The organism is Terrabacter sp. AAH1 (genome assembly GCF_054456855.1).
In genome coordinates this window covers 13,632-28,989 of record NZ_JBTJJV010000024.1, presented here as the reverse complement: position 1 = coordinate 28,989, position 15,358 = coordinate 13,632, and the positions used below count along the sequence as shown (strand labels likewise).

Genomic DNA, 15,358 nt, shown 5'->3' with positions numbered 1-15,358 from the left:
GCAGGGTCGACAATGTGTGGTGCGGTCATCGTGATGATTCCGTTCGAGAGATCTGTGGAAGGTGAACTCGAAGGATCACGCGGTGGCCGCACCTGCGTCCACGACCGGGACGAACTCGGCGACCGCACTACACCACTATCGGGGACTTAACTCCCACAGACGCGACCGCGAACGGACAGCGAGCCGAGAACGAGTCGTCGAGCCCCGGACGGCGATGAGGTGGGTTCCGCCGACTCCCCCGGCAGAACCCACCTCGTCTCCACCCCACCGGTCCCCCGACCGGCCTTGCACCCGACGCAGCCCCCACGCGTCGGTTTCCCCTCCGAACACCACAGTGCCTGCAGGACTGCAAGTTCCATGACATTTTGGACGCGAGGTTTGCGCAAGATTGGAGCAAGCGCCCGCGTGTCGATCGCCAGGAGCCCGGACATTGTCGTCACCAGTCACACCCGTCACAGACGGCAGCCGCAATTCTGCTGGAACCGCCCGTCGACGGGGCGGCCCACCTATGGTTGAAGGACCGGTCGTTCGGACGGGGGGTCGTCCGCGTGAGCTTCCGGTTGCGGGGGCCCGGTACGCCGGGAGATGGTCGAGACAGACAACAGATTTGCCTCCAGGGGGTGGCCCAGTGGTGCGTGACGTCGACGGGAGCAGGGGTCCGTTCGTCCTGAACATCAGGATGAGCCGGCGACTCGTGCCCTTTGCCACCATGCTCGTGCTCTTCGCCCTGCTGCCCTTCCTCGGTGGCAGCACGCCCCAGTCGCCTCGCGCCGCCGTGCTGCTGGCCGCTGGAGAGCCCGCCGTGCAGAACGCCGTCGGGGTGGTCGAGGAGGCCCGCGACCAGGTTGCCGAGCTGGCGTCCACCGGCACGCCCGCGGTCGCCGTTGCCCCGGTCGACTCCGCTTTCGCCAGTGCCGTGGGCGGTGGCCTCTTCATGTTCCCGGCGATCAGCCTGGCTCCGGCCACGGCCGAGGCCATCGCGGCCCCGATCGCAGGAGGCCCGCTCTTCATCCACCCCGTCCCCGGTGGCGAGACGTCCTCGTTCGGACCGCGCATGCACCCCGTGCTGGGGCGCCCGATGTTCCACACCGGCATCGACCTCGCCGCCAACTGCGGCACGCCGATCCACGCAGCGGCCGACGGCACCGTCATCTACGCGCGCGTCTCCAACTCGTGGGGTGGACGCACGATCATCGAGCACACGCCGACGCTGAAGACGGCCTACGGTCACCAGTCGAAGTTCCTCGTGACCGAGGGCCAGCGCGTCACCCAGGGCCAGGTCATCGGCCTCGTCGGCACGACCGGATGGTCCACGGGCTGCCACCTGCACTTCGACGTCATCGTCAACGACCGCTATGTCGACCCGGCCCCCTACCTGGGCTTCGCTCCGTCGGCGACCTCGTCCGTGCCGTATGCCGTCGTGCCGCACCTCGTCATCGACCGCGGTGGCCGTGTCGTCAAGACCGTCGAGGACGGCGACGTGCCGATCCCCGAGGCGTCGGTCGTGCCGTCGGCCCCGGCCGCGACGATCACACCGCCGTCGTCGCCCAGCCAGACGCCGCCGCCGGCCGCGACGGGTCACCCGACGCAGACGTCCACGCCGCCGCCGACCACGACGACGCCGCCCCCGTCGACGACCACGCCGCCGCCGACCACGACGACGCCGCCCCCGTCGACGACCACGCCCCCGCCCGGCACCACGACGCCGGGCAGCACGACGGGAACGACGACGCCTCCGGGCACCACGACGCCTCCGACCGGCACGACCACCCCGCCCGCCACGACGACGCCGCCGGCCGACACCACGACGGCTCCGCCGGCGACGACCGAGCCGCCGGCGACGACCGAGCCGCCGGCCACGACGACGCCCCCTGCGACGGCCCCTGCGACGACGCCTGCGGCGCCGGCTGACCCGCCGCCGGCCTCGACGACGGTGGCCGACCCGCCGCCCGCACCGGCAGCCGACCCGCCACCGCCACCGCCACCGGCCCCGGCCGCTGACCCCGCTCCGGTCGCGCCGGCTGACCCCGCTCCTGCGCCCGCGCCCGAGCCGCCACCGGCAGTGGCCCCGTCGGCACGGATCGTGCCGGCGGACCCGGCACCGGCTCCCGCTCCCAGCGACCCGCCGCCGGCCACGACGCAGTCAGCGGCTGCGGCGCCCGAGGCCACGACAGGCCCCGTCCCCACGGATCCGCCGGCCCCGACGGCCTCCGGCGCCTGAACCACACTGAGGAAGGCGGCTCCGAGAGCCGCCTTCCTCGCTGTGTGCGTGGGGCCGCTGTCCTCACGATTCGAGCACGCTCGGCGCGCTTGGGTGCAGCACGACCGCGGGAGCCGATAGGTTTCCGGGATGGACGACGTGAGAACCGACGCTGCGGCGACGAGCGATCGGACCCCCGACGAGCCCCGTGACCCGATGGTCGTCATCGAGGGCGTCAACAAGCACTTCGGTGACCTGCACGTGCTGCGCGACATCAACCTCACGGTCGGCAAGGGTGAGGTCGTCGTCGTGCTCGGCCCGTCCGGCTCGGGCAAGTCGACGCTGTGCCGGGCCATCAACCGCCTCGAGACCATCGAGGCCGGCACGATCTCGATCGACGGCAAGGCCCTGCCCGAGGAAGGCAAGCCGCTGGCACAGCTGCGCGCCGACGTCGGCATGGTGTTCCAGTCCTTCAACCTCTTCGCGCACAAGACGATCCGCGACAACGTGACCCTCGGGCCGATGAAGGTGCGCAAGAAGTCCAAGGCCGACGCCGACAAGCTCGCGAGCGACCTGCTCAAGCGGGTCGGGGTCGAGGCGCAGGCCGAGAAGTACCCCGCACAGCTCTCCGGCGGCCAGCAGCAGCGCGTGGCCATCGCGCGCTCTCTCGCTATGGGCCCAAAGGTCATGCTGTTCGACGAGCCCACCTCGGCCCTCGACCCCGAGATGGTCAACGAGGTGCTCGACGTCATGGTCGGCCTGGCCAAGGAGGGGATGACGATGATCGTCGTCACCCACGAGATGGGGTTCGCCCGCAAGGCGGCCGACCGGGTGGTCTTCATGGCCGACGGCCAGATCGTCGAGGTCGGAACCCCGCAGGAGTTCTTCACCAACCCCAAGAGCGATCGCGCCAAGGACTTCCTCGGCAAGATCCTCACCCACTGAACCAGCTGACGACAGGTAGCGGCGCGCAGGACTGCGCGCCGTGAGCAACCACCAGGGAGGAACCCCAATGAAGGCACGACGACTCGGAGCCGTCGCGGCGGCAGCGACGCTCGCCCTCACGCTCGCCGCGTGTGGATCCGGTCAGCCCAGCGGAGGCAGCGGCGGCACCGGCGGAGGCGGCGGCGGCGGCCTCAAGATCGGCATCAAGTTCGACCAGCCCGGCATGGGCCTCAAGAAGGGCAACGAGTACAGCGGCTTCGACGTCGAGGTCGCCAAGTACGTCGCCAAGGAGCTCGGCACGTCCGAGGACAACATCACGTGGGTCCAGGCGCCCAGCGCCCAGCGCGAGACGCTCATCCAGACCGGCCAGGTGGACTTCGTCGTCGCGACGTACTCCATCACCGATGCCCGCAAGGAGAAGGTCAGCTTCGCCGGCCCGTACTTCATCGCCGGCCAGGACCTCCTCGTCCGCGCCGACGATGCGACGATCACGGGCCCCGATGCCCTCGACGGCAAGAAGCTGTGCTCGGTCACCGGCTCGACGTCGGCCCAGAAGGTCAAGAAGCAGTACCCCGGCGTGCAGCTCCAGGAGTTCGGCACGTACTCCGAGTGCCTGCCCGCCCTGCAGACCGGTGGCGTCGACGCCCTCACCACCGACGACACGATCCTCGCCGGCTACGCCGCGCAGGAGCAGTACAAGGGCAAGTTCAAGGTCGTCGGCAAGCCCTTCTCCAAGGAGAACTACGGCATCGGCCTCAAGAAGGGCGACACCGCCCAGTGCACCAAGATTACCGACGCCATCAAGAAGATGATCAGCGACGGCTCGTGGCAGAAGGCGCTCGACGCCAACCTCGGGCCGGCCGGCTACAAGCCGGGTGCGGGCAACCCGCCCACTCCGGACGCCTGCTCCTGATCCCTCGCCGCGCGCAAGCCGCGGCGCCACCCGGCGCCGCGGCTTGCGCGGGCCAGATCCCTTGTGCCTGAAGGAGGGACATGTTCGACGTCCTCGAGAAGTACGACATCCTCGCCGCCTTCTGGATGACCATCAAGCTGACGTTCTTCTCGGCGATCGGTGCCCTCGTCATCGGCACGGTCCTCGCGATCATGCGCGTCTCGCCGGTCGCGGTGCTGCGCAGGCTGGGCGCGTTCTACGTCAACGTCGTGCGCAACACCCCGCTGACCCTCATCGTCTTCTTCTCGCTCGCGGGCGTGGGGATCGTGCTGCAGATCAACCTGGTCGACCCGAACTCGGCGACCTCGCTGCGCGACAACGCGATCCGCTGGGCGATGGTGGCTCTCGCGGTCTACCACGCGGCGTTCGTGTGCGAGGCGCTGCGTAGCGGCTTCAACACGGTGCCGCTCGGCCAGGCCGAGGCGGCCCGCTCGATCGGGCTGACCTTCGGACAGAGCCTGCGCGAGGTGATCCTGCCGCAGGCGTTCCGGGGAGCGATCGCCCCGCTCGGTTCCGTCCTCATCGCCCTCACCAAGAACACCACCGTGGCCTCGGTCATCGGAGTCGCGGAGGCGTCAGCACTGATGAAGGTCATCATCGAGAACGAGACGGCGAGCGTGGCGGTGTTCCTCGTGTTCGCGCTCGGCTTCGTCATCCTGACGTTGCCCGTCGGCCTGCTCTTCACGTCCCTCTCGCGTCGCCTGGCGGTGAAGCGATGAGCGCCCAGAACGTCCTGTTCGACGCGCCGGGGCCTCGCGCCCGGCGCCGTCACGCCATCCTCACGGCGTTCGGGTTCGTGCTTCTCGCGGCCACGCTGGCCGGCGTGGTGTGGAAGCTGGGCGCTCAGGGCCAGCTGACCGGCGCGCTGTGGCAGCCTCTCGTCGACCCCGAGGTGTGGACGGCATACGTCGTCCCCGGCCTGATCAACACGCTCAAGGCGGCTGCCGTCTCGATCGTGGCAGCCATGGTCTTCGGCATCCTCTTCGGCATGGGCCGGCTCTCGCAGAACCGTGCCATCCGCTGGGTCAGCGGCATCATCGTGGAGTTCTTCCGCGCGGTCCCGGTGCTGCTGATGATGTACTTCCTCTTCCAGCTGTTCGCGTTCAACAACATCTTCGTGGCCAGCCTCAACTCGTTCATGGCGGTCGTCATCGCCCTGACCCTCTACAACGGCTCGGTCATCGCCGAGCTCGTACGTTCGGGCGTCTACGGGTTGCCCAAGGGCCAGTCCGAGGCCGGACTGTCCATCGGGCTCACGGCGTCGCAGACGCTCCGGTCGATCCAGCTGCCCCAGGCGCTGACGGCCATGTTGCCGGCCCTGATCAGCCAGATCGTCGTGATCCTCAAGGACAGCGCGCTGGGTGCGGCCATCACCTATCCGGAGCTGCTCCAGAGCATGCGCGACATGGGCACGGCGTACGCGACGGTCATCCCCGCGTACATCCTCGCGGCCGTCGTCTTCATCGCGATCAACTTCGGTCTGACGGTGCTCGCGGGCCGGCTCGAGCGCCGCCTCAACCGGCGAGGTCGTGGGCCCCGCAAGGCGGGACCGGCGACCGGCGTTGCCGGGCCCGGGACGGCGGACGCCCCCACCGACGGTCTCGGCGGTCGGGGCGTGCACACCGGCGACGCGACGAGCCAGGCACGCTGACGCACAGGGCGCCCGTACGCGTACCGTACGGGCGCCCTGTGCGCACCATCTCGCCGACGTCCGCCGAGGACCGAGAAGAAGACCGAGAAAGGGCCCCGACACCAGTGGTGTCGGGGCCCTTCTCGTACTGTGCTCCCCCGATTGGACTCGAACCAATAACCTGCCGGTTAACAGCCGGCTGCTCTGCCAATTGAGCTACAGGGGAATGCTGCTGCGCAACCATAGCAAAGCATCAGCGGCGACAAGAAATCGGGATCGGCGGGTCGTGCAGACACCCTTCGGCAGGCGTCGCGCGGGCGTCGGCGCTCCCTCAGAGGCCCACTTCGGAACGGAGCCGGGCCCGCCGCTCGGCAGCTTCAGCGGCCACGCGCGGGTCGCTCAGGTCGACCCCCTTGCCGGGGATGGTCTGCTCCACCAGGCCGCCGGTCGCGAGGTCCTGACGGATGACGACGCGCACGGTGCGCCGGTTCGGGGCGCGGAACTCGTCGGAGAGCACGACGCTGGCCTGGAGGCGCTCTCGGAGCGTCTGCTGCACCAGTGAGGGCTCGCTGAGGCGCCACCGGACGGCCGGCGACCGGTCGGCCCACGTGACGGTCAGCAGCGAGCTCTCGCCCTGCCACGTGCCCGTCTCGGCCTCGTGCCAGGGCCGGCGCCACGCCAGCGTGCCGTCGGGTCCGACGAAGGCCAGGTGGTGGGTCGTGGCGACGACGTGTCCGTCGGTGAGGTCGTCGCGAGCCCACGCCAGCACCGACTCGGCGCCCTCGAGCGGCACCGCGGCACGGACCGCGGCCGGCAGCGCAGGGCGACGACGTCGCTCGAACAGCGGCATCAGCCCATCCCCGCCTTGATCGCCGCGAGCTCGCGCTGCAGGGTCTGCAGCTCCATGCCCAGCTCGCGCGTGCGCTCGGGGGCTGGCGTCTCGGCGTGGTCGAGGCGACGCATCTCGCTCATCGCGTCGGCGATGCGTCGCGTGAGGGCGATCGTGCGGACCCGGTCGAAGAGCTCGTCGACGTAGCGCGAGGTGGGCAGGCCGGTGTTGGGGTCCATCCGGGTCGGCAGCGTGTCGACCGCGAGCTCGCTGACGAGGCCGCCCACGGGTGAAGGCGCCGCCTCGGTGACCGCCGACATCCAGGCCCGGGCGTTGGCCATGTCGCCGGCGTGGTGCGCGATGCGCACGCCGTCGAAGACGGCGCGGTGCGCGGGTGCGGAGAAGGCGTCGGGCGTCAGCAGGTCGATCGCACCCGGCTTGAACACCGTCGGGAACTGGAGCAGCACCTGGAGCAGCTGCCGCTCGGCGAGCACCACGGGGTCGCGGCGGTCCGGGACGGGCAGGCCGGCCCCCGACTCCCCCGCAGAGGGCTCGGCCACCTCGTCGCGGCCGCCCCGCTCGCCCGGCGAGCGCGGCGCGTCGTCCACCTTGAGCTTGCCGGCCCGCGCCACCTCGGAGGCCACCTGCTCGACGTCCAGACCGAGCATGCCCGAGATCTCGCGGGTGTACTCCGGCTGCAGCGACCGGTCGCGGATCGACGCGACGATCGGAGCGACGGCTCGCACGGCCTGGATGCGGCCCTCGGCGGTGGCGAGGTCGAAGCGCTTGATCGTCGTCCGCGCCGCGAACTCGAACATCGGCACGGCGTCCTCGATGAGGGCCTGGACGGCCGGGTCGCCTCCGGCCTGGCGTAGCTCGCAGGGGTCCTTGCCCGACTTCTCGACGGCGACGAAGGACTGCGAGGTCCACTTCTCGTCGTCGGCGAAGGCCCGCATCGCTGCCTTCTGACCTGCGGCGTCTCCGTCGAAGGTGAAGATCACCTTGGCCGGGGCGAGGCCGGCCTCGTCGCGCATGAGGCGGCGTAGCAGCTTGATGTGCTCGGCGCCGAAGGCCGTGCCGCACGTGGCGACGGCAGTCTCGACACCGGCGAGGTGGCAGGCCATGACGTCGGTGTAGCCCTCGACGACGACGGCCTGCCGACCCTGCGAGATCTTCTTCTTCGCGAGGTCGAGGCCATAGAGCACGGTCGACTTCTTGTAGATCGGCGTCTCGGAGGTGTTGAGGTACTTGGCCTCGATGCGGTCGTCGTCGAAGAGGCGACGAGCGCCGAAGCCGACGGTGTCGCCGGTGATGTCGCGGATCGGCCAGACCAGCCGGCCGCGGAACCGGTCGTAGAGGCCGCGGGCACCGCGCCCCGCGAGGCCGCCGGTGACGAGCTCGTCGTCGGTGAAGCCCTTGGCCCGCAGGTGACGGACGAGGTCCTCTCCCCCGCGCGGCGCGAAGCCGATGCCGAACTGCTTCACGTGGGCGCTGTTGAAGTCGCGCGCCCTGAGGAAGTCGCGCCCCTGACGGGCCGGTCCCTGGCCGTTGAGCAGCTGGTCGGTGTAGTACTCCTCGGCGACACGGTGCGCCTCGATGAGCCTGCTGCGGCGTCCGAGGCCCTCCTCGCGGGGGCGCTGGCCGTCCTCGTAGCGCAGCTCCATGCCGAGCTTCTGCGCGAGCCGCTCGACGGCCTCGGAGAAGGTGAGGTGGTCGATCTTCTGGACGAAGGAGATGACGTCACCACCCTCCTGGCAGCCGAAGCAGTGCCAGGCGCCCACGGCGGGCCGGATGTTGAACGACGGCGTCTTCTCGTCGTGGAAGGGGCAGAGGCCCTTCAGCGAGCCGGGGCCGGCGGAGCGCAGGGTCACGTGCTCGCGCACGACGTCCTCGATGGACGACCGCGCCTTGACCGCCGCGATGTCCTCGCTGTTGATCAGCCCAGCCATCTGCCTCCTGTCGCTGCCCGTGATCCTAGTTCGTCGCCCGCCCGCTCCCGGTCAGCGGCACCACTGGCCGTGGAGAGCGAGAGCCCGGACGTCGGTCAGCGAGGCCACCTGGTCGACGACGACCCGTAGCCGTTCGGCGTCGTCGACGGCGCTCTCGTGGTCGGCTCGGAAGGCGGCGTCGAGGCGCTCGTCGGGCCGCACGGCATACGCCTCCACGAGGTCGCGCACGACCTCCCGCTGCCCCGACATCACCGACAGGCGCTCGTCGGTGGTCATGACGAAGTGGTTGGCGATGGCCTTGAGCACGGAGCACTCGGCCCTGGTGTCGTCGGGGACGACCAGGTCGGCCTCGAACCGGCACAGCTCACCCGGTCCGTGCCGCTCCCGGGTGGCGTTCTCGACGACGGACACGAAGTGGCCGATGAGGCGGCTCGTCATGTCCTTGAGGCGAGCAAGGTCGCTGCGCGAGCCGTCGTATGCCGTGGGCACCGCCCCGGAGGCGATCAGGCGTTCCAGCGCCGCCCCGAGGGCATCGGCACCCAGGTCGGGCGCGTAGGTGCGGCCGGCGACGTCGATGACGTCTGTGAGGTCGCGCGAGTGCAGCACGCGCGGGTCGATCCAGCCGGATGCGATGGCGTCTTCGACGTCGTGCACGGAGTAGGCGACGTCGTCGGACCAGTCCATGACCTCGGCCTCGAGACACCGGTCGCGCGGTCGGGCACCGTGGCGGATCCACTGGAAGACAGGCAGGTCCGAGGGGTAGACGCCGAACTTGGTTGTCTCGTAGGGACCGTCACCTCTGGCCCAGGGGTACTTCGTCGTGGCGTCGAGGCTCGCACGGGTGAGGTTCAGGCCGGCCGGCGTCCCGTCCTGGTGGGCGCGCTTCGCCTCGAGTCGCGTCAGGATGCGCAGCGTCTGCGCGTTTCCCTCGAATCCACCGATTGCAGAAGCGATCTCGTCGAGCGCCGTCTCACCGTTGTGACCGAACGGCGGGTGGCCGAGGTCGTGCGAGAGGCAGGCCGTGTCGACGAGGTCGGCGTCGCACCCGAGCACCGCACCGAACTCGCGCCCGATCTGTGCGACCTCGAGCGAGTGGGTGAGGCGGTTGCGCACGAAGTCGTCGTGACCCGGCGCGAGCACCTGGGTCTTGGCCGCGAGCCGGCGCAGCGCCGAGGAGTGCACGACCCGGGCCCGGTCCCGGGCGAAGTCGTCGCGGTCGGCCCGCTTCTGGGCAGGGTCCTCGGCGACCCGCCGCTCCCGGTCCCGACCCGTGTACGCCACGGGACCGACTCTAGGTGGTCTCCACCTCACCCCTGCGGCAGCGGCTCCGGAATGCGGTCGTGGCGGTGGCCCTTGCCCACGTCGACCCGGAAGGCGACCGACTCCTGACCCGTGGCGTCCGGTACCTGGCCGGCGAGGGTGAGGTTGGACTCCCATCGCAGCGGGGAGGGCAGCTCCCCCACGGGCAGGTCCTTCGCGGAGCCGTCGGCGACGTCGAAGACGGTCGGGACCACGCCTGCACCGTCGCCCAGGAACCGGCTCACGAGGACGAGGCTTCCCGAGGGGGCACGCTCTGCCACCAGGCGCGGGGCGCAGGTCAGCGCGTCGGGTTCGAGGGTCTGACCGACCATGAGGTGGGCGCAGACGTCGCGCCCGGCCCCGACGAGGACGACGTTACGCCCAGGGTCGGCCGGCTCGAAGCCCGGCGCGGCGGACCCGTACCACCGCTGTAGCTGGCCCGACCGCCATCCGTAGGAGGGAGCCCAGCTGTAGGACTGGCTCTCGGTGGCGGAGGTGGGATCGAAGAGATCCTGACCGTCGACGATCGTGACGGCGTTCTCGGCCCACGTCGCGAGGCGGGGCCGTTGCGGCCCAGCCGGCGGGAAGGCGACAGACCGCACACCGAGGGACTCGACGTCGATGATGACGAGATTCGTCGGCGACCCGTGCGCGTCCCCTTCGATGAGGGCGACTCCGCCCGGCCCACCGATGACGTCGAGCACGCCCGGTCCGCTCCACACCTTCGACGCAGACCGCGGTCCACTCTCACGAATCGCCCACACGCTCGTGGAGCTCGTGCCCCTGCCCACGACGAACGTCGTCGTCGGCCAGTTCTCGCCCGGACCGAGGACCAGCGAATGCTGCAGCCCCATCGGCTCGTTCCCGAGCGTGGCCGAGCCGGCCTTGTCGCGGTACGTGAGCCGACCGTCGGTGCCAGAGGTCACCACCGGACCGCCCACCGGCTGGAACGGCCCACCCAGCGGCAGGGCCGATGCCCAGGCGTACACCTCGCCGCGTGCATCGGCGGAGGCCGTCGCCACGGTGGTGGTGGTGGTCGGGGTCGTGGCCAGCGCTGAGGTGACCGGGTTGGTCCCGGCCGGTAGCGGTGTCGCGAAGCGCGGTCCGGGGGTCGCGAGCACGACTGCCGCCGTAGCGGCCGCGGCGGCGCCGAGGACTCCCGCGGCGGCTGCTGCGCGACGGCGTGCGCGGCGTCGCCGGGCGCCCTTGATGACCCGCGCCGGGGAAGCGCCACCGTGGACGTCGTGGTCGTGCTCGCGCAGGGTCTCGGCGAGCAGCGTGGTGAGGCGGTCGGTCATCGCAGCTCCTCCTGAAGCGGGCGGTCGGCGAGGGCGTGCTGGGTGCGAAGCGTCGCGAGACCGCGCGAGAGCTGGCTCTTGACGGTCCCCACCGAGACCGCGAGCGCCGCGGCGATGTCCTTCTCGGGCAGGTCCTCGTAGTACCGGAGCACGAGCACCACGCGTTGGCGGGGCGGGAGCATCGCCAAGAGGCGCCACATGGCGTCGCGCTCCTCGGGACCGGTCGTCACGGCGTCGCGGTCGAGGGATCGGTCGCGCACGGTCCGTTGCTCGGTCGCGCGGCGGCGGCTCAGCCGTCGCCACCGCGAGATGTGGTTCCGGGCCAGTGCTCCCCTCGTGTAGGCAAGCGGCATCCCGCGCTGCATGACGCGGTCCCAGGCCAGGTACACGCGCTCCAGGGTGTCCTGGAGCAGTTCCTCGGCATCGGCCCGACAACCGGTGAGCAGGTAGGCGTGCCGCAGCAGGCCCGCCGAGTGATGGGCGACGAAGGAGCTGAACTCCTCGTCGGCCTCGCAGTCGCGCATCGAGATCCTTCCCCTGTTCGATGACGGCTCATCGTGACACCCCTTCCACGCCGGTCAGCGGCGAAAGGTTGCACGGGCGCGCCGGGCGTCTTCGCCCGGTCCAGCGGAACCCTGGGGCGGCGCACGGTGGTCGTGGCGCATACTGAGCCATGGAGCCGCTCAGGCTTCCGACCACAGGAGCGCGCCATGGGCGACAAGTCCCCGAAGTCCCACATGTCCACGAAGGCCAGGTCGCTCAAGGAGAAGCGGGCCGACAAGCATGCCAAGGCCGCGGCGAAGGACCACATCGAGATCATCCCGCCGAAGGGCAAACGCTGACCTTCGGGGCCGGTCAGCCGAGCTCGTCGCGGATGCGGCGCACCCAGGCGGGCTCGGCGCCGTAGCGCTGTGACTTGATGAGCCGGCCGTTGGTGCAGTCGTCGACGAGCTCGGCCATCCGCTTGTCGCGGGTCGACTCCTGCTTGGCCGTGACGACCCAGTTGGTGGCGACCTTGCGGTAGGAGGGCGTCGCAGCGTCCCAGAAGGCGGAGGCGCGCGCGTCGGCCCGCAGCAGCGCCTCGTACGCCTCGGGCCACGTGCGCTCGCGGTTCTCGTAGGCGTAGACGCCGGAGCGGTCCTCGCGGCGCCTTTCGAAGGCGGCCAGGCCCGCCGGGTGCATCCGCCCGGCAGCCCTCAGCTCGGCCACGGCGTTGATGTTGATGGTGCTCCAGTTGCTGCCGGGCTTGCGCGGGGTCCACCGCTGGCGCACGGCATCCTCGTCGATGCGCTGCGCGACCGAGTCGATCCAGCCGAAGCACAGCGCCTCGCGCACCGCCTCGGCCCACTGGAGGCCACGAGGCTCCACGTGCTTCTTGTTGAGACCCATCCACAGCTCGGTCGCGGTGTCGTGGTTGGCCTCGAGCCAGGCGCGGAAGTCGTCGGCGTCGTCGAAGAACGTCGCCGGGCGCTCGGCGGACCCACCCTCTCGCATGCCCCGATCCTGCCAGCCACCGCCGACGCTGGGAGGATCACCGGTGTGACAGACGTGACCGACCGCATCGTCCTCGCCGCCCGCAACAACGCCCTGTGGTGCGACGCCGTGGCCCGCTCGCACGGCGTCGTCACGGCGACGGACGCCGATGCGTGGACCGCTGCCACCCGGACCCCGCCCTACTACCCCGACGCCGTGACCCTCTCCCCCACTGTCGGCGAGTACGACGTGCTCGCCCGCGTCGACGACTCCGACGGCTGCTCGGTCAAGGACTCCTGGTCGCGGCTCGACCTGTCGATGGAGGACTTCGCCCGCCTCGTCGTCGGTGAGTGGGTCTGGCTCGACCCGTCCGTGCGGCTCGCCCCCGCCGGCCCCACGTGGCGGCGCGTCGGGACGGCGAGTGACATGGCTGCCTGGGTCCGGGCCTGGGCGAGCGACCCCGAGGCGGAGGCGATCCTGCGCCCCTCGCTGCTCGAGGTGCCGGGGGTGCACGTCCTTGCCGGGCACGCGTCCGGCGACGCGGACTCCCCACTGGTCGCCGGGGCGGTCGTCAACGTCACGGAGGGCGTCGCCGGGCTCGGCAACGTCTTCACGCACGACGGCGACGACGAACGCGCCTGGGCCGCCGCAGCCGCTGCGGCGCGGACGATCACGAACGGCATACCTCTGGTCGGCTGGGAGGCCGGAGCGGGCGTCGACGCCGCCGTCGCCGCGGGCTGCGAGCGTCTCGGCCCGCTCAGCGTCTGGCTGAAGTGAGCCTCAACCGCCGCTGACCGACAGCTCGGCCTCGGCGATGGTGCGCTCGTGCTCCTCGGAGAGCTCGCGCGACTCGAGCCAGCGGTCGGGCAGCGCCACGGTGCGGGACGACCCGGCGCGTCCGCGCTGGCCCTCGGCGGCGTCGCCCGGCCACGGCGCGTCGGGGTCGAGCGTCGCCAGCAGCGCGTCGAGCGAGGCCATCGAGTCGACGAGCGCGAGCGAGTTGCGGATCGTCGAGCCGGCCGGAAACCCCTTGAGGTACCAGGCGATGTGCTTGCGGATGTCGCGGCAGGCGCGCTCCTCCTCGCCGTAGAAGTCGACGAGGTATGCCGTGTGCGTGCGCAGAGTGTCGGCCACCTGGCCCAGCGTCGGGGTCACCCGCGCCGACGTGCCGGCGAACGCCGCCGCGAGGTCGGTGAAGAGCCACGGGCGACCCAGGCAGCCGCGACCGACGACGACCCCGTCGCAGCCGGTCTCGGCGACCATCCGCAGCGCGTCCTCGGCCGACCAGATGTCGCCGTTGCCGAGCACCGGCACGGTCGTGACGGTCTCCTTGAGCAGCTTGATCGCGGACCAGTCGGCCGTGCCGGAGTAGGCCTGCGCGGCGGTGCGGCCGTGCAGCGCGACCGCGGCGACGCCCTCGGCCTCGGCCGTGAGACCGGCGTCGAGGTAGGTCAGGTGCTCGTCGTCGATGCCCTTGCGCATCTTCACGGTGACGGGGATGTCGCGCTTCGCACCCTCTTCGACGACCGCGCCGACGATCCGCTTGAAGAGCTCCTTCTTCCACGGCAGCGCCGAGCCGCCGCCCTTGCGGGTGACCTTGGGGACGGGGCAGCCGAAGTTGAGGTCGATGTGGTCGGCGCGGTCCTCGGTGACGAGCATGCGCGCGGCCGCCCGGGCCGTGGCCGGGTCGACGCTGTAGAGCTGGATCGAGCGGGGGTTCTCGTCGGGGTCGTGCTCGATGAGGCGCATCGACTCGGGTGTGCGCTCGACGAGCGCCCGGCTCGTGATCATCTCGCTCACGTAGAGGCTCGTGGCCCCCGAGGCACCGCGCGTCGGCGCGAGCGCCGTGCCCTCGTTGCCGTACTCGCGGCACAGGCGCCGGAAGGCCCGGTTGGTGATGCCGGCCATCGGGGCCAGGACGACGGGCGACTCGATGACGTGTCGCCCGATGCGCAGGGGCGGCAGCACCGCACCCGTCGGCTCGGTCACAGGGGTCAGCACGTCGGTCACGTGCCCGATTGTCCCCGATCAGGCGCGGTGAGCCGAATCGGCGACCTCACGGGCGAAGCGCAGCAGGGCCGCGGCGAAGGCCTCCGGCTGGTCGAGGTTGGACAGGTGGCTCGCCCGCCGGATCGTCTCGGCACGGGCCGTCGGGCACGCCCTGAGGTAGGCCCGAACGCCCAACCGGAACTGGTCGAACTGCCCGTTGAGCAGCAGCACCGGGCAGCGCACGGCGTGCAGCATCGAGGGACGGCAGTGGTCCATGACCTCGCGCCAGGCGGCGGGCGTCGGCGCGAAGAAGTAGCCACCCGCGATGACCGGGTCGATGCGCTCGGCCGGGTAGAGCCGGTGCAGCACGCGGTCGTTGACGCGGGTCATCCGCTCCGGGCCGAGGCGGTCGGTCAGGGCCGCGACCCCGCGGTAGACGGCCGCACCAGGACCGGTCGGTGTCGCGCTCGACCCGGCCAGCACGAGACCGGCCAGCGTGTCGGGACGGGCAGCGGCATACGCCATCGCGGCGAAGCCGCCGAGCGAGTGCCCGACGAGCACGACGGGGTCACCGTGCGCCGCTGCCGAGTCCACGGCCTCGCCGATGACCTCGACGCACCGGTGCATCGTGAAGATCTCGTCGGTGCGCGCGCCGTGGCCCGGCAGGTCGACGAGGGTCAGGCCGACGTGGCCGCGCAGCAGCGGGAGCTGGGGTGCCCACTGGGCGCTGGACAGGCGCGAGCCGTGCACGAGGACCAGGTGAGCGGGCACAGGGCGAGGATGCCACGATGGCC

General features: G+C 71.1%; 15 protein-coding genes and 1 tRNA gene. 7 read left to right on the top strand and 9 right to left on the bottom strand.

Annotated elements, in window-relative coordinates:
• Positions 1 to 694 precede the first annotated feature (694 nt).
• From ACXR8F_RS21290 to ACXR8F_RS21270, 5 genes are all read left to right on the top strand, one after another.
• On the top strand, positions 695 to 2,221 hold the full coding sequence (locus tag ACXR8F_RS21290) for a M23 family metallopeptidase (RefSeq protein ID WP_458803580.1): 1,527 nt from the start codon (positions 695 to 697) through the stop codon (positions 2,219 to 2,221).
• Between the two features lie 195 nt (positions 2,222 to 2,416).
• Positions 2,417 to 3,145 (top strand): amino acid ABC transporter ATP-binding protein, encoded by a 729-nt coding sequence (locus tag ACXR8F_RS21285; protein WP_458803584.1) that lies wholly within the window; start codon positions 2,417 to 2,419, stop codon positions 3,143 to 3,145.
• Positions 3,146 to 3,212: 67 nt separating this feature from the next.
• Positions 3,213 to 4,058 (top strand): glutamate ABC transporter substrate-binding protein, encoded by an 846-nt coding sequence (locus ACXR8F_RS21280; RefSeq protein ID WP_045193213.1) that lies wholly within the window; start codon positions 3,213 to 3,215, stop codon positions 4,056 to 4,058.
• 80 nt (positions 4,059 to 4,138) lie between these two features.
• Positions 4,139 to 4,816, top strand: coding sequence for an amino acid ABC transporter permease (locus tag ACXR8F_RS21275; RefSeq protein ID WP_045193214.1), 678 nt, complete (start codon positions 4,139 to 4,141; stop codon positions 4,814 to 4,816).
• Positions 4,813 to 5,748, top strand: a complete 936-nt coding sequence (locus tag ACXR8F_RS21270) for an amino acid ABC transporter permease (RefSeq protein ID WP_045193215.1) — start codon at positions 4,813 to 4,815, stop codon at positions 5,746 to 5,748. Before ACXR8F_RS21275 ends, ACXR8F_RS21270 begins: the two co-directional genes overlap by 4 nt.
• A 132-nt stretch (positions 5,749 to 5,880) precedes the next feature.
• Here ACXR8F_RS21270 and ACXR8F_RS21265 read toward each other — a convergent pair.
• The 6 genes from ACXR8F_RS21265 to ACXR8F_RS21240 all read right to left on the bottom strand — a co-directional run bounded on the left by ACXR8F_RS21265 (position 5,881) and on the right by ACXR8F_RS21240 (position 11,626).
• Positions 5,881 to 5,953 (bottom strand) — tRNA-Asn (locus ACXR8F_RS21265).
• 105 nt (positions 5,954 to 6,058) lie between these two features.
• On the bottom strand, positions 6,059 to 6,577 hold the full coding sequence (locus ACXR8F_RS21260; protein ID WP_458803577.1) for a hypothetical protein: 519 nt from the start codon (positions 6,575 to 6,577) through the stop codon (positions 6,059 to 6,061).
• Positions 6,577 to 8,505, bottom strand: coding sequence for a DNA primase (gene dnaG, locus ACXR8F_RS21255; RefSeq protein ID WP_045193218.1), 1,929 nt, complete (start codon positions 8,503 to 8,505; stop codon positions 6,577 to 6,579). Before dnaG ends, ACXR8F_RS21260 begins: the two co-directional genes overlap by 1 nt.
• 51 nt (positions 8,506 to 8,556) lie before the next feature.
• Positions 8,557 to 9,786, bottom strand: a complete 1,230-nt coding sequence (locus ACXR8F_RS21250) for a deoxyguanosinetriphosphate triphosphohydrolase (protein WP_458803575.1) — start codon at positions 9,784 to 9,786, stop codon at positions 8,557 to 8,559.
• A 26-nt stretch (positions 9,787 to 9,812) separates the two neighbouring features.
• Positions 9,813 to 11,102 (bottom strand): hypothetical protein, encoded by a 1,290-nt coding sequence (locus ACXR8F_RS21245; protein ID WP_458803573.1) that lies wholly within the window; start codon positions 11,100 to 11,102, stop codon positions 9,813 to 9,815.
• Positions 11,099 to 11,626: a SigE family RNA polymerase sigma factor gene (locus ACXR8F_RS21240; RefSeq protein ID WP_458803571.1), complete on the bottom strand. Its 528-nt coding sequence runs from the start codon at positions 11,624 to 11,626 to the stop codon at positions 11,099 to 11,101. The genes ACXR8F_RS21245 and ACXR8F_RS21240 overlap by 4 nt, the downstream gene beginning before the upstream one ends.
• A 186-nt stretch (positions 11,627 to 11,812) precedes the next feature.
• Between ACXR8F_RS21240 and ACXR8F_RS21235 the strand changes: the two genes are divergently transcribed.
• Positions 11,813 to 11,944, top strand: a complete 132-nt coding sequence (locus ACXR8F_RS21235; protein ID WP_458803569.1) for a hypothetical protein — start codon at positions 11,813 to 11,815, stop codon at positions 11,942 to 11,944.
• Positions 11,945 to 11,957: 13 nt separating this feature from the next.
• Here the strand turns inward: ACXR8F_RS21235 and ACXR8F_RS21230 are convergent, their stop codons facing one another.
• Positions 11,958 to 12,596, bottom strand: a complete 639-nt coding sequence (locus ACXR8F_RS21230; RefSeq protein WP_458803567.1) for a YdeI/OmpD-associated family protein — start codon at positions 12,594 to 12,596, stop codon at positions 11,958 to 11,960.
• 45 nt (positions 12,597 to 12,641) lie between these two features.
• Here ACXR8F_RS21230 and ACXR8F_RS21225 point away from each other — a divergent pair, with 45 nt between their 5' ends.
• Positions 12,642 to 13,352: a hypothetical protein gene (locus ACXR8F_RS21225; RefSeq protein WP_458803565.1), complete on the top strand. Its 711-nt coding sequence runs from the start codon at positions 12,642 to 12,644 to the stop codon at positions 13,350 to 13,352.
• 3 nt (positions 13,353 to 13,355) lie between these two features.
• Here the strand turns inward: ACXR8F_RS21225 and dusB are convergent, their stop codons facing one another.
• Positions 13,356 to 14,585 (bottom strand): tRNA dihydrouridine synthase DusB, encoded by a 1,230-nt coding sequence (gene dusB / locus ACXR8F_RS21220; RefSeq protein ID WP_458803563.1) that lies wholly within the window; start codon positions 14,583 to 14,585, stop codon positions 13,356 to 13,358.
• 18 nt (positions 14,586 to 14,603) lie between these two features.
• Positions 14,604 to 15,335 carry an alpha/beta fold hydrolase gene (locus tag ACXR8F_RS21215; RefSeq protein ID WP_458803561.1) on the bottom strand — a complete coding sequence of 244 codons (732 nt, stop codon included), beginning with the start codon at positions 15,333 to 15,335 and terminating at the stop codon, positions 14,604 to 14,606.
• Between the last annotated feature and the right edge of the window lie 23 nt (positions 15,336 to 15,358).

Coding starts and splice junctions, on each gene's coding strand:
- ACXR8F_RS21240 (WP_458803571.1), bottom strand. CDS start 11,626: ATGCGCGACTGCGAGGCCGACGAGGAGTTCAGCTCCTTCGTCGCCCAT.
- dnaG (WP_045193218.1), bottom strand. CDS start 8,505: ATGGCTGGGCTGATCAACAGCGAGGACATCGCGGCGGTCAAGGCGCGG.
- ACXR8F_RS21260 (WP_458803577.1), bottom strand. CDS start 6,577: ATGCCGCTGTTCGAGCGACGTCGTCGCCCTGCGCTGCCGGCCGCGGTC.
- ACXR8F_RS21235 (WP_458803569.1), top strand. CDS start 11,813: ATGGGCGACAAGTCCCCGAAGTCCCACATGTCCACGAAGGCCAGGTCG.
- ACXR8F_RS21285 (WP_458803584.1), top strand. CDS start 2,417: ATGGTCGTCATCGAGGGCGTCAACAAGCACTTCGGTGACCTGCACGTG.
- ACXR8F_RS21230 (WP_458803567.1), bottom strand. CDS start 12,596: ATGCGAGAGGGTGGGTCCGCCGAGCGCCCGGCGACGTTCTTCGACGAC.
- ACXR8F_RS21280 (WP_045193213.1), top strand. CDS start 3,213: ATGAAGGCACGACGACTCGGAGCCGTCGCGGCGGCAGCGACGCTCGCC.
- ACXR8F_RS21245 (WP_458803573.1), bottom strand. CDS start 11,102: ATGACCGACCGCCTCACCACGCTGCTCGCCGAGACCCTGCGCGAGCAC.
- ACXR8F_RS21275 (WP_045193214.1), top strand. CDS start 4,139: ATGTTCGACGTCCTCGAGAAGTACGACATCCTCGCCGCCTTCTGGATG.
- ACXR8F_RS21270 (WP_045193215.1), top strand. CDS start 4,813: ATGAGCGCCCAGAACGTCCTGTTCGACGCGCCGGGGCCTCGCGCCCGG.